An 11,714-nucleotide genomic window follows, 5' to 3' on the forward strand; every position below is an offset into this window, starting at 1 on the left:
GGCCGGGCGGAGCACTTCAATCAAAGCCGCCCTTTCCTTTATTCGGGCGGCGCTGGGATATGGGCAGCTTTGCGCTGGGTGGCCGCGTCCCTGTCCGCCGCCGCACGCGGCGTTTCGGATACGCTGCACTCGCACTGTGCAGCGTGTTCGCTCCGAGGCGCACTACGCGGCGGCAGTGCCGCGTCTGGCTCGGCCGACATCGGGCGGCGGGCCGGGCAAAGCGGGGAAGAGCGCCGCCCTGTCCCGCCGGGCTGAGGCGAAGCCCGGTCCTCCCCACGCAGTGCGCATCAGAACGGACACTTTTCTTTGTCCTGAAAAGTGTCCGGGATGCCGCGTGCGGTGGGGATGGGCCGGGCGAAGCATTTTATTCAAAGCTGCCCTTTTCTTTGCCCGGGCGGCGCTGTGGCCCGGGCAGTTTGGGCGCGGGGTGGCCGCGTCGCCGTCCGCCGCCGCACGCGGCGTTTCGGACACGCTGCACTCGCACCGTGCAGCGTGTTCGCTCCGAGGCGCACTACGCGGCGGCAGTGCCGCGTCTGGCTCGGCCGGCATCGGGCGGCGGGCCGGGCAAAGCGGGCAAGAGCGCCGCCCTTCCCCGCCGGGCTGAGGCGAAGCCCGGTCCTCCCCACGTAGTGCGCATCAGAACGGACACTTTTCTTTGTCCTGAAAAGTGTCCGGGATGCCGCGTGCGGTGGGGATGGGCCGGGCGGAGCGTTTTTCTCAAAGCCGCCCTTTCCTTTATTCGGGCGCCGCCGTGGCAAAAAAAGTGCCTCCCCGTGTTTGCGGACCACGGGGAGGCGGTTAAGGGGTATCGCTTTGGTGTGAGGAGGAATCATGTACAGAACAACGGTTGCGGCTCCGTGTTCTGTGATTTTAGTATACCCATAACTTAAGGAAGAATTTTGAAGGCTCTGTTAACTTTTTGTGAATCCTCGATTTTGACTTTTTTCGCGCTCACACCCGGCCGTAGATGCCTTTCACGCTCACTTCGCCGCTGAGCACATGCCGCAGGCCGCCCTCGGCGGCCACCACAAGGCGGCCCTGCTCGTCCACCGTCTCGGCCACGCCCTCGCCGCCCTCGAACCAGACCTGACGGCCCAGGTTCACGCAGCGGGGCAGGTAGTCCGCCCGCAGGGGGGAAAAGCCTTCGCGGTAAAAAGCCTTCAGGTCCGCGTCCTGGATAAAATGGCGGCTGAGGCTTTCCGCCAGCCGCCGGGGCGCGTCGGGAGGCAGCGCGCGGCCCAGATGCCCCGCCACGCTCACCCCGTGGGGCAGGCCGGCGGCGGCGAAGAACTCTGCCGTCTGGGAAAGGTTCACCCCGATGCCGCTGACGAACGCGCCGCCAAAGCCCTCGCAGAGGATGCCCACCGCCTTTTTGCCGCCCAGCAGCAGGTCGTTGGGCCACTTGAGGGCGCATTCCACCCCGAAGCACTCCTCCAGCGCCCGGGCCGCCGCCAGCCCCGAGGCCAGCGACAGGCAGGCCGGGTCGGCCAGCGGCTCCTTGAAGAGGATGGTGTAGTACAGCGCCTCGCCCGGCGCGTTCTGCCACACATGGTCCCGCCGGCCCCGGCCCGCGGTCTGGCAGGTGGTCCACACCGCGTCAAAATGGCCCATCCCGGAGAGATGGGCCTTGCAGTAAAGATTGGTGCTGTCCGCCTGGAGCAGCGCTGTCATCTTCGGCTCACTCATAGTCCGGCATCTCCAGATGCTCGAACACCGGGGCCTTGCCCTCCTCCACCGTGATGCGGCCGTAGGTGGGCCGCCCGCTGCGGGGGATGGCCGCGCTGCCCGGGTTGAACAGGGTCACCTTGTCCAGCTGGACCAGGTCCGGGCAGTGGGTGTGGCCGAAGAGGGCCACGTCCGCGCCCCGGCAGATGGCATTGCGGGCCAGGTCGTCGTAGGAGTATTTCACGTTGTACTGGTGGCCGTGGACGTAGTAGAACAGCACGCCCTCGAAGGCCACAAGGCCCTCGCCCGGCTCCAGCGCGCCGAAATCGCAGTTGCCGTGCACCGGGTACACCGGCATGGGCAGGGCGTCCTGCACCTTTTCCAGGTCTTTGCAGCCGTCGCCCAGAAAGATCAGGGCGTCCGCTTTGGGGTTCTTGGCCGCCACACGGGTGAAGGCGCTGGCCGAGCCGTGGGTGTCGGAAAGTACAAGGATGGTCTTCATTCGTTTTCCTCCTGCCGCGTCAGCAGCCGGTAGATCTGGCTTTTGCTGAACGGGGTGTTCTGGGCCGCCTGCTTTGCCGCGGCGCTGGCGCTCATGCCGCCCTCCATCAGCTCCCGGGCCTTTTGGGCCGCCTCGTCCAGCGTGGGGGGCGCGGGCCGGGTCTCGGCGGGGGACGCGCCGGCCATCACCAGCACGTACTCGCCCCGGGGATTATTGGTCTCGTAATACTCCACCGCTTCGCCCAGGGTGGTCTTGACCACCTCTTCGTGGAGCTTGGTCAGCTCCCGGGCCAGGGTGATGCTGCGCTCCGGGCCAAAGGCTTCTTGCAGGTGGCCCAGGGTCATGCGCAGCTTGTGGGGCGCTTCGTAGAAGATGACGGTGCGCTCCTCGCCTTTCAGCTGCTCCAGCCGCTCGCGGCGCTGGCGCAGATTGGTGGGCAGAAAGCCCTCGAACACAAAGCGCCCGGTGGGCTGGCCGCTCACCGCCAGCGCGGTGACGCAGGCGCTGGCCGCCGGCACCGGCACCACCTTGATGCCCTCGGCCAGCGCGTCGGTGACGATGACCTCGCCGGGGTCGGAGATGGCGGGCATGCCCGCATCGGAGCACAGGGCGCAGTTTTCGCCCGCCTGGATGCGGTCCAGGATGTAGCGGCCCCGCTCCTTGAGGTTGTGCTCGTAATAGCTCACCAGCGGCTTTTTCAGCCCCAGGTGGTTCAGCAGTTTCAGGGTGACCCGGGTGTCCTCGGCGGCGATGAAGTCCACGCTGCCGAAGGTAGCGGCGGCCCGGGGGGTCATGTCCTCCAGGTTGCCGATGGGGGTCGCCACGATATAGAGTGTGCCGGCCATGGGCCTCACATCCCTTCCCGATAGATTTTTTGAAGCTGGGCCGAGGGGCGGCCGCCCTCGTCCTCCATGAACACGTCCGGCTCAAAGCGCAGGCCGGGGCGGCGGTTCTTTTGGGCCTCCACCAGCACCAGCCAGGGCGCGTCGCCCGCTTTCTGCTTTGCAAACGCCGCGCGTTTTGGCTCCAGGCCCGCCGCCGACAGCACCGCGCACACCCGGGCGAACTGGTCCGCCCGGTGGCAGAGGGCGAAGCGCCCGCCGTCCCGCAGAAGGGCCGCCGCCGCGGCGGCCACCTGCTCCAGGGTGCCGCCGCCCTCGTGGCGGGCGGCGGCACGGGCGGACTTGGGGCTGACGAAGCCCCCGGTGAAATAAGGGGGATTGGCCGCCACCAGATGGGCAAGGCCGTCGCCCCGCAATTCGTTCAGGTCGGCGCAGACCGGCGTGATGTGGCCCAGGGCCGCGTCTTCGGCCAGGGCCTGTTCCAGCAGGGAAGTGCCCTCCGGGTCCACCTCCACGGCGCGGCAGGGGCCGCGGTGGCCCAGGTCGTGCCAGCGCAGGGCCACGATGCCGCAGCCGCTGCACAGGTCCACCGCCGTTTCCGCCCGCCGGGGGCGGGCAAAGCCGGAGAGGAGCATCGCGTCGGTGCCGAAGCGGTGGGCCCGGCTGATGCAGACCTTTGTGCCGTGGGCCAGAGTTTCCACCGAGACTTCCACGCGCTTCGCCTCCCTTCGCGTATTTTTATACCATGACACGCAACCAAAAAAGCGGCGGGTACAAGGCCCGCCGCTCTTTTTTGTGCTTTGCCGGCGAAAAGGCTGATCAGCCCTCTTCGATGGCGCCAACGGGGCAAGCGCCGGCGCAGGTGCCGCAATCGATGCAGGCGTCCGCGTTGATCTCGTACTTGCCGTCGCCCTGGCTGATGGCGCCGACGGGGCACTCGCCCTCACAGGTGCCGCAGGAAACACAGGAATCGGTGATCTTGTAGGCCATGGTCATTCTCTCCTTTTTCTCCGCGCCATAGATGCCCGGGCAACGGGGCGGCCTGCGCGGCGAGCCGCATGCCCGGAGCAAAGGGGGCACGCCCCCTTTATGCAATTATTGTAGCATAAAATCAAAAAAGAACAAGGGGAAATCCTGAAAAATCAGGGCTGGTCCGGGTCGGGGGCCTTGGGAGCCCGCTTGCCGCCCCGCAGGTAGACGCACTCGCTGCGCTTGTAGTATTTGGGGGCCAGCGCCTCGCTGGCGAAGCGCACCTTCAGCATGCCGCTGACGGGGTTGGCCTCGATGACCACGCCCTCGCCGTCCGGCGTGCGCACCACGCTGCCGTTCATGGGGGTGATGCTGTTCAGATACTCATAGGCCTTGTGCTCGTAGGAAAGGCAGCACATCAGCCGCCCGCAGGCCCCGGAAATTTTGGCCGGGTTCAACGACAGGCCCTGCTCCTTGGCCATCTTGATGGACACCGGCTGGAAGTCCTTCAAAAAGCGGCTGCAGCAGAAGGGCTGGCCGCAGATGCCAAGGCCGCCCTTCATCTTGCTCTCGTCCCGCACGCCGATCTGGCGCAGCTCGATGCGGGTGTGCAGAGCGCCGGCCAGGTCCTTCACCAGCTCCCGGAAGTCCACCCGGCCGTCGGCGGTGAAGTAGAAAAGAATTTTGGAGCGGTCCAGGTTGTACTCCGCCTCCACCAGCTTCATCTCCAGCTTGTGGGCGGCGATGCGCTCGTTGCACAGCTCGAAGGCGGCCTTCTCGTCCGCCCGGTTCTTTTCCATCCGGCGCACGTCCACCGAGTCGGCCATCCGCTGGATGGGCTTGAGCTCCCGGCTCACCTGGCTGTCCGGCACGTCCCGGGGGCCGGCCACCACCTCGCCGCACTCGGTGCCGCGGGCGGTCTCCACCACAACGTAGTCCCCCTCCTTGACGTCAAAGCCGGTGGGGTCGAAATAATAGGCCTTTCCGCTGGCCTTGAAGCGCACTGAAATGACTTTTTTCATAAGGTCAACTCTCTTTGCCCGGCCGCCGGGCGTGGGTGTCAGGTCCCTTGCCCGCGGCTGGTTTTGGGCAAGAGCGAAAGAGGGAAGAAGAAGTTGGGGGACAGCTCGTCCGCCCGAAAGAAAAACACAAGCCGCGCCGGGAAAGGCCCGGGCGGAAAAAACGCACAGAAAGGCGGGGCCGGCGTTCAGCCGGCCGCATCGCAGAGTTTCGCCGCCAGCAGGGTGAACAGCAGCTTCTGGTTGAGGCTGCGGTCCATGCCGCGGCGGGCCTCGCCGCAGCCTTCGGCGCAGCGGGCGGCGGCGGACAGGGGCAGGCCCAGGCCCTCGGCCCCTTCCAGCACGGCGGCGGCCACGCAGGCCAGGTCCTCCAGCAGGCGGACGGCGGCGGGGCGGTCCTTTTCCACGGCGGCCAGCAGCCGCATGGTCTCGTAGCGGTCGGCTTTGCCCACGGCCTTCGCCAGCTCCAGGGCAGCGTCCAGGCTGCGGCGGGCGGCGGGGTCGGTGGCGGCGGCCTTTGCGGGGCCGATGCGCCCGGCGTAGACCCGGGCCAGCAGCGCCGCGTCGGGGCAGCCGGGGCAGGTTTCTTTGAGATAGGCCTCGCACTGGGCCGTGGTCACCGGGCACAGAAGGAACAGGCCGCAGCGGCTGCGGATGGTGGCCAGCACGGCGGCGGCGCTGGGCGCGGTGAGGATGAACAGCACCCCGGCAGGGGGCTCTTCCAGCACTTTCAGCAGGGCGTTGGCGGCGGAGGGGTTCATGTGGTGCGCGCCGTAGAAGATGACCACCCGCCCCGCGGCGGAGAGGGCCGTCTCATAGACGAGGCTGCGCACCTGGCGGGCCTGGCCCACCAGGATCTCGCCCCGCTGGCCCTGGCCCCGCACCTCGATGCACTCGCTGCTGCGCCCGGCCAGCACCGCCTCGGCGGCGTCGCCCCCTTCGGGGAAGAGGAAATCGGCCGCGAGGCACCGGGCGGCAAAGCCCGCGCCGCAGCCCTCCTCGGCGCACAAAAGCACACTATTGGAAAGCCGCCCTGCCTGCAGGGCGGCCTGAACGCTGTCTTTAAAGGCTTCGTTGCCCCGGATGCGGCCGAGCATCACAGCTTTTCGAAGCGCTCCACGTTGGTGACGAAGATGGTGGCGCCGCCCACGGTGACCTGCAGCGGATAAGCGGTGGCCACGCCGATGCCGTAGCTGGCGGTGCTGGGCACGACCTCGGTGCGCTGCTTGCAGTGCTGGGCGATGATCTGGATGCAGGGATCCACCTTCTCATCGTCGGTGCCGATCATCAGGGTCATGTTGCCGGCCATCAGAAAGCCGCCGGTGGTGGACAGACGGGTGACGGAGAAGCCCTCCTGGATGAGGTGGTTGCAGACCTGTTTCGCGTCCTCTTTGTTGACGATGGCAGTGATGAGTTTCATGGACTATACCCCCTTTTGGCCCCGCCACGGGGGGCGGCGCCTGTTTTTGTGCTTTCATTATACCACACTCCGCCGCGGATTTCCACAAAAAACGGCGCGCCCAAAGCGGGCGCGCCCCTTGCAAGGTGTTCTTGTCTCAGCGGCCCCGCCACTGGTTCTCCCACTCGCGGCGGCGACGGCGGGTCTCGGCGTCATTCTTCAGCCGGCGGAAGATGTCCGGCCCGAAGAAAATAAGGAAGTTCACAAGCCCCAGCACGGTGGCCAGCGCCTGGGTGAACTGGAAGGTGATGAGCAGAAACGCCACCTGCAGCACATAGAGGCCGCCGGCGATCCAGCCCAGCCACTTCACCTTCACCGGCAGCACGAAGAAGAGCATCAGCTGCATGTCGGGGAAGAGCCAGGCGAAGGCGAAGAAGAGGGAATAGAACAGCGCCTCGCTGCTGCCCCAGCCGGTGAGCAGGCAGGCCACCCAGGCCCCCGCCATGCCCAGCAGGAAGTAAACGTCGAAGGTGAAGGCTCCCCAGGCCCGCTCCAGCGAAGTGCCGATCCAGTAGACGAGGTAGACCTCCAGGGCGAAGAACAGCGGGTTCATGGTGAGGGACGGGCTGAACACGAAGCTCACCAGCCGCCACAGCTGCAGGTGCATAAGACCCGACCGGGTGAGCTGCAGCAGATAATACACATTGCTGTTCACCAGCATGATGACCAGCCAGGCGGCGATCTGCCCGCCGGCCACCACCAGCATCAGGTTCTTCGGCGCTTTGCGGCCGTAGCGGTATTGCATTTTTGCAAGCCAGTTCATGGCGTGTGTCCTCCTTTGGGGCGGCCGGGGGCCGCGTGTTGTTTTTTTGTTGTGTGAGGCTGCGGGGGCACTTTCACCCGCATTTTTGGCATTTTGGGGCTTTCCATTCAACAAAAAGTTAATGGACCTTGAATTTTCCGCCCTGAATGTTGAAAACTAATGGGTTGAGCAGGGGTTCTTAACACTTTCAACAGAGTTTTCAACATTTCTGTGGAAAGTCGGGGTTTATACACATTGTAAACGGAATGGGCCCTGTTTGCAAGAAAAATGGAGAATTGATGTGGTTTTAGCCGGTCTTTTCGCCCACTTCCGGGGCGCGGAAGCCCTCGCCGAACACCTCGCTGGCCTCGCAGATCATCACCAGCGCCCGGGGGTCCACCCGGTGGGCCGCCGTGCGCACCTTGAACACCTCGTTGTTGGAGCAGGCGCACATCACCATCCGCCGGGGCAGGCCGGAATAGCTGCCAGTCACGTCCACCAGGGTGCTGCCCCGCTCCACCGCCGCGTCGATGGCCCGGCTCACCGCCTGGCCCTCGTTGGTGATGACCAGCACCAGCTTGCCGCTGCCCGCGCCGTAGATGATTTTGTCCATCACGATGGTGAGGGCGAAGGCGCTGACCATGCCGTAGAGCGCGGCGTCGATGTCGCCGAAGGCGGGGATGCCCAGCAGGATGACCGACGCGTCGATGGCAAGGCTGAGGTTGCCGAAGCTGATGTGGGGGGCCTTGCGCTTGGCGGCGTGGATGAGGAAGTCCGACCCGCCGGTGGAGGAGCCTCTCATATAAATAAGGGAGAGCCCCGCGCCCATCAGCACGCCGCTGAAGCCCGCTGCCAGCAGGCGGCTGCCCTCGTAGACGGGGAAGAGGGGAAGCACGAAGTCGATGATGACGGTGCTGATGACCATGGTGCGCAGGCTTTTGAGGAAAAAGCCGCGGCCCAGCGTGCGCCAGGTGAGCAGCACCAGGGGCACGTTCAGCGCCAGGGTGACCATGCCCACCGGCAGGCCCCACAGATAGTTGATGATGAGGGCCATGCCCGACAGGCCCCCGGTGGCAAAGCCGCCCTTGAGGGCGAAGGTGTAGACCCCCACCCCCATGAGAAAGCTGCCCGCCAGGTCAAAGGCCAGGTCGGTGGCGTGTTCCTTCCAGCGGGACGTTCTGCGCTTCATGGTCAATGGGGACCCCTCCTTTTTTGCGGGATACAGTCCCATTATATCCTATGCCGGGGCAAATGAAAAGCGGCGCTCCCGGCAAGGGGAGCGCCGCGCACTTTATAAAGAACTCACAGGAGGAACAGCCGGATGAGGCCCAGGGCGAACAGCACCTGGCACACGCCCACCGACAGGCCGTAGCCCAAAGCCCGGGGGCCCTCCTTGACCAGGTCCCGGAACTTGACCCGCATGCCGATGGCCGCCAGGGCGATGATCTCGAACTGGCCGCTGACGAACTTGGCCGCCGCGCTCACCGGCGCGGGCACCACGCCCAGGGTGTTCAGCACCGCCATGATGAAGAAGCCGATGATGAACCAGGGCACACCGGCCTTGACGCCGCCCGCCGCCTTGCCGCCGGCGAAGAGGCTGCCCTCCTCCTCGGGGTTGAGGCGGGAGAAGGCCAGCGCCACGAACACGATGAACACGATGCGGATGATTTTGAAGATGGTGGCGTCGGGCACGAACTCGGGGCCCACCAGGCCGGCGGAGGCGATGACCTGGCCGATGGACTGCATCACGCCGCCGATCATGGCGGTGGTGGGCAGCATGGCGTGGTTATAGACAAGGCCGGTGATGACCGGCAGCAGCACCATCAGCACGGTGCCGGTGACGTTGACGATGGTGATGGAGATGCCCTTGTCCTTGCTGTCGGCCCCCACCACAGGGGAGACGGTGGCGATGGCGCTGGAGCCGCACACCGCGTTGCCCGCGCCCATCAGAAGGCAGAACCGCCGCCCGAAGCCGAAGCGCCGGCCGATGAGGTAGGCGGCGGTGATGGTGAGGGCCATCTGGCAGACGATGAAGCCCACGCCGGAAAGGCCCACGGCCACGATGTCGCTGAGCACCAGCGTCGCGCCGGTGAGGACGATGGAGTATTCCAGCAGGCTGCGCTCGGAGAACTTGGTGCCCGCGTCCATGCCGGGCTTGTTCAAAAAGGTGTTGCCGCACACCATGCCGATGCCGATGGCGAACAGCGCCGCACCCACCGAAGGCACGAACTTGGCGATGCCCTGGGCGATGAGCCCGATGACGAGACAGGCCAAAAAGCCCGGCGCTTTTTTCAAAACTTGTTCCTTCACCATTGCGTTTTTCCCCGTTCCTCTTGATTTTTTGCCCCCTTGCGGGGCTGGCACGCCTTGATTATACGACCCCTTTCGTATAAAATCAATTTAGAGATAGCCATTAACTTATCAACAATTCTTATAGTTTTCCACAAAAGGAGGAAGGGCCCGTGGTGGACCCGAAACTGACCACATTTCTCACGCTGGTGGAGGAAAAAACGACGGTGCGCTGCGCCGAGGCGCTGCACCTGAGCCAGCCGGCGGTGACCCAGCACATCCGGGCGCTGGAAGCGGAGTACGGGGTGAAGCTGTTCGCCAAGGAGGGCCGGCGGCTGACCCTCACCGAGGCGGGGGCGCGGTTTTACCGGCTGGCGCGGCGGCTGCCGGCGATGGAGGCCCAGCTGCGGGCGGCGCTGACCGAGGGGCAGGCCGCGCCGCTGCACTTCGGGGTGACCCGCAGCATCGGGGAGGGACTGATGCCCCGGCTGGCCCCGGCGCTGCTGGACGCGCTGCCCGCGCGCCGGCTGGAGATGCGGCTGCAGAACACCCGCACCCTTTTGGAAGAGCTGGACAAGGGAGAGATAGAGTTCGCCCTCATCGAGGGCAACGCCAGCCACCGGCGCTACTGCTGCCGGCCTTTTTACACCGCCCGCTTTTCGGCGCTGGGGGCGGCGGAGGGCCGCTGGGCGGGGTGCAAAACGCTGGCGGCGCTGTGCTCCGCGCCGCTGCTGGTGCGGGAGACAGGCAGCGGCAGCCGGGAGATACTGGAGAGCGCCCTGGCGGCCCGGGGCCTTGCGGCGGAGGACTTTGCCGCCTGCCACGTGTTCGAGAGCGTGCCGGTGCTGCTGGAGCTGGCGGCGGCGGACCGGGGGGTGACCTTTGCCTACGAGGTGGCCGCCGCGCCCCTTCTGGAGAGCGGGCGGCTGGCCCGGCTGGCGCAGGAGGATTTTTCCATCACCCGGCCCTTCACCTTCGTCACCCTGCCGGACAGCCCCCTCGCGCGCCAGGAGCAGTATCTCTTCGAGCACATCCGGGATCTGTGCGCCCGGCTGTGAGCGGGGCCGGGCCGGCGGGCGGCGAAAAAAAGGCCGGAGCGCGGACATTCTCACAAAACGCAACCTATCGTTGCGCGCCGGTTGATAGACAAGCGCGGAGCGTATCTCCTATAATCAAATCAGAAAAGCGAGGTGGACGGAATGACCATCGGCGAAACCATCCGGCGGCTGCGGAAGGAAAAGGGCCTTACCCAGGACGCCCTCGCAGACGCTCTGGAGATCAGCCGGCAGGCGGTGGCCAAGTGGGAGAGCGGGAAGAGTGCCCCCGCCACCGAAAACCTTTTGAAGCTGGCCGCTCTGCTTGAGGTGCCCCTGGAGGAACTGGCCGGCCCCAAGGAGCAGCCTTCATGCGCCTTGGAGGAATACGCCCGCATGCAGCTGGAATAGGAGCGAAAGAAGCAGGCGGCAAAGGCCGCCCTGCGCACAGAACTCCAGAGGGCCGCAGCCATCGCCGCCGGGTATCTGGCGGTCTATCTGGCCTGCCTGACGGCCTTTTATCTGGCGGGGGCAAAAAGCTGCATCTGGGGCTGGATGCAGTCCTGCCACATCCTGGCGGTGACCTGCCTGGTCCACCTGGCCTTCCGCCTGCTGGGCCGAAGGCGCGCCGGCGGGGCGCTGCTGGCCGGGACGCTGGCCGCCATCCCCCTGGCCAACGCCGCCGGGCTGGCGGTGATGGAGCGCACGCTCACCGGCCGCAACTACGGCTGGGTGTTCTATCTGGCGGTGCTGTTCGCCTTCTGCGGCCTGGGCTGCCTGTGGGAGCTTCGGGCCGCAAAGGGAAGGGCCGCCGCCCCTTCCCGCCGCCGCAGGGCGACGGGCATGGCCCTTGCGGCGGCCCTGTCTCTTCTCTTTCTCGCCTGCGTTTTTCTGGCGGTGCGGCAGGTGCGCTACGGTCTTGGCGCGGAAACCGGCTATCGGAACGGGTACGCCGCCGGTGAGGCGGACGCCGGCGCGGGAAAGCCCCGGGCCCCCGGCCTTGCCGCCGACCGATTCCCGGCGGACTATGCCTTCGGTTCCTCCGCCTACAAGGGCTACGCGGTCTACTGGTCATCGGGTTACAACGACGGCTACGACGCCCGGGCCGCCTCCCCGGAGTCCGCCGGCGGGTGAGCCCGGCGGCGGGCCATTTTAAGGACGCGGCGGGGGGACATGCCGGCCTGCCCGCCGCG

14 protein-coding genes are annotated in these 11,714 nt (G+C 66.3%); 3 read left to right on the forward strand and 11 right to left on the reverse strand.

What is annotated here, in order from left to right:
- Positions 1-951: 951 nt before the first annotated feature.
- The 11 genes from ACMI1Q_RS06955 to ACMI1Q_RS07005 all read right to left on the reverse strand — a co-directional run bounded on the left by ACMI1Q_RS06955 (position 952) and on the right by ACMI1Q_RS07005 (position 9,511).
- On the reverse strand, positions 952-1,686 hold the full coding sequence (locus ACMI1Q_RS06955; protein WP_419503247.1) for a biotin--[acetyl-CoA-carboxylase] ligase: 735 nt from the start codon (positions 1,684-1,686) through the stop codon (positions 952-954).
- Complete coding sequence (locus ACMI1Q_RS06960; protein WP_177521503.1) at positions 1,679-2,167, reverse strand: YfcE family phosphodiesterase; 489 nt, start codon at positions 2,165-2,167, stop codon at positions 1,679-1,681. The genes ACMI1Q_RS06955 and ACMI1Q_RS06960 overlap by 8 nt, the downstream gene beginning before the upstream one ends.
- Positions 2,164-3,012, reverse strand: coding sequence for a 16S rRNA (cytidine(1402)-2'-O)-methyltransferase (rsmI, locus tag ACMI1Q_RS06965; protein ID WP_419503248.1), 849 nt, complete (start codon positions 3,010-3,012; stop codon positions 2,164-2,166). Before rsmI ends, ACMI1Q_RS06960 begins: the two co-directional genes overlap by 4 nt.
- A gap of 5 nt (positions 3,013-3,017) precedes the next feature.
- Positions 3,018-3,722, reverse strand: a complete 705-nt coding sequence (locus ACMI1Q_RS06970) for a tRNA1(Val) (adenine(37)-N6)-methyltransferase (protein ID WP_419503249.1) — start codon at positions 3,720-3,722, stop codon at positions 3,018-3,020.
- 106 nt (positions 3,723-3,828) lie between these two features.
- Positions 3,829-3,999, reverse strand: coding sequence for a DUF362 domain-containing protein (locus ACMI1Q_RS06975; protein ID WP_177521505.1), 171 nt, complete (start codon positions 3,997-3,999; stop codon positions 3,829-3,831).
- 152 nt (positions 4,000-4,151) lie between these two features.
- Positions 4,152-5,000, reverse strand: coding sequence for a PSP1 domain-containing protein (locus ACMI1Q_RS06980; protein ID WP_418442382.1), 849 nt, complete (start codon positions 4,998-5,000; stop codon positions 4,152-4,154).
- A 185-nt stretch (positions 5,001-5,185) separates the two neighbouring features.
- On the reverse strand, positions 5,186-6,094 hold the full coding sequence (locus ACMI1Q_RS06985) for a hypothetical protein (RefSeq protein WP_419503250.1): 909 nt from the start codon (positions 6,092-6,094) through the stop codon (positions 5,186-5,188).
- Entirely contained in the window at positions 6,094-6,417 is a 324-nt protein-coding gene (locus ACMI1Q_RS06990; protein ID WP_177522833.1) for a cyclic-di-AMP receptor, read from the reverse strand. The genes ACMI1Q_RS06985 and ACMI1Q_RS06990 overlap by 1 nt, the downstream gene beginning before the upstream one ends.
- A 136-nt stretch (positions 6,418-6,553) precedes the next feature.
- Positions 6,554-7,219, reverse strand: coding sequence for a Rhomboid family protein (locus ACMI1Q_RS06995; RefSeq protein ID WP_419503251.1), 666 nt, complete (start codon positions 7,217-7,219; stop codon positions 6,554-6,556).
- Between the two features lie 286 nt (positions 7,220-7,505).
- Complete coding sequence (locus ACMI1Q_RS07000) at positions 7,506-8,387, reverse strand: YitT family protein (protein ID WP_417025329.1); 882 nt, start codon at positions 8,385-8,387, stop codon at positions 7,506-7,508.
- A gap of 113 nt (positions 8,388-8,500) precedes the next feature.
- Positions 8,501-9,511 carry a YeiH family protein gene (locus tag ACMI1Q_RS07005; protein WP_330058571.1) on the reverse strand — a complete coding sequence of 337 codons (1,011 nt, stop codon included), beginning with the start codon at positions 9,509-9,511 and terminating at the stop codon, positions 8,501-8,503.
- Positions 9,512-9,660: 149 nt separating this feature from the next.
- Here ACMI1Q_RS07005 and ACMI1Q_RS07010 point away from each other — a divergent pair, with 149 nt between their 5' ends.
- The 3 genes from ACMI1Q_RS07010 (at position 9,661) to ACMI1Q_RS07020 (ending at position 11,655) form a co-directional block, all read left to right on the forward strand.
- Complete coding sequence (locus ACMI1Q_RS07010) at positions 9,661-10,545, forward strand: LysR family transcriptional regulator (protein ID WP_419503252.1); 885 nt, start codon at positions 9,661-9,663, stop codon at positions 10,543-10,545.
- A 141-nt stretch (positions 10,546-10,686) separates the two neighbouring features.
- The gene (locus ACMI1Q_RS07015) at positions 10,687-10,932 is read left to right on the forward strand and encodes a helix-turn-helix transcriptional regulator (RefSeq protein WP_419503253.1); all 246 of its coding nucleotides are present in this window, start codon (positions 10,687-10,689) and stop codon (positions 10,930-10,932) included.
- A 144-nt stretch (positions 10,933-11,076) separates the two neighbouring features.
- Positions 11,077-11,655 (forward strand): hypothetical protein, encoded by a 579-nt coding sequence (locus ACMI1Q_RS07020; RefSeq protein WP_330058574.1) that lies wholly within the window; start codon positions 11,077-11,079, stop codon positions 11,653-11,655.
- Positions 11,656-11,714: the final 59 nt, after the last annotated feature.

This window comes from Candidatus Allofournierella excrementavium (assembly GCF_048526665.1).
Lineage (GTDB): Bacteria > Bacillota > Clostridia > Oscillospirales > Ruminococcaceae > Allofournierella_A > Allofournierella_A excrementavium.